This is a genomic window from Pseudomonas sp. A39 (assembly GCF_058145955.1).
The window spans coordinates 1-787 of record NZ_JBYVMD010000123.1; the positions used below are offsets into that span (position 1 = coordinate 1).

Sequence of the window (787 nt, forward strand, 5' to 3'; positions counted from 1 at the left end):
AGCCAGATCGGCAACGTCGGCCCGGACCTGGGCCAGAGCTACATCATCGACTCGTTCCTGGTGGTGGTGCTCGGCGGTGTCGGCCAGTTGGCCGGTAGCGTCATGGCCGCCTTCGGGCTGGGCATCGCCAACAAGATTCTGGAGCCACAGATCGGCGCCGTGCTCGGCAAGATCCTGATCCTCGCGCTGATCATTCTGTTTATCCAGAAACGCCCGCAAGGACTCTTCGCACTGAAAGGACGGGTGATTGACTGATGAACCAGCCATTGATGCTTACGGTCGCACAAAAGGCCGGTCCCAAGGTGACGATTGCCGTCGGCGTGCTGATGCTTGTCGTGCTGCTGGCGCTGCCTTTGCTGTCACTGCTGCCGGCGGACAACGCGTTGCATGTCTCGGCCTACACCCTGACGCTGGTGGGCAAGATCCTCTGCTACGCCATCGTCGCCCTGGCGCTGGACCTGGTGTGGGGTTACGCGGGAATGTTGTCCCTCGGCCACGGATTGTTCTTTGCCCTGGGCGGTTATGCGATGGGCATGTACTTGATGCGCCAGGCGTCCGGCGATGAGTTGCCGGCGTTCATGACCTTCCTGTCGTGGACCGAGTTGCCCTGGTATTGGGTCGGCACCGAGCACTTCCTCTGGGCGATGTGCCTGGTGGTGCTGGCGCCGGGCTTGCTGGCGCTGGTGTTCGGTTTCTTCGCCTTTCGCTCGCGGATCAAGGGCGTGTATTTCTCGATCATGACCCAGGCCCTGACCTTCGCCGGGATGCTGCTGTTTTTCCGCAACGA

Annotated in this window: 2 protein-coding genes; both read left to right on the top strand. The window is 61.6% G+C overall.

Annotated elements, in window-relative coordinates; all coding sequences use genetic code 11:
• Nucleotides 1-255: ABC transporter permease subunit (locus tag AC3ZU9_RS31485; RefSeq protein WP_490091800.1), on the top strand; the 255-nt coding region annotated here is incomplete at its 5' end.
• A partial coding sequence (locus AC3ZU9_RS31490; RefSeq protein ID WP_490091801.1) for an ABC transporter permease subunit occupies nucleotides 255-787 on the top strand: 533 nt, incomplete at its 3' end. The genes AC3ZU9_RS31485 and AC3ZU9_RS31490, both read left to right, overlap by 1 nt.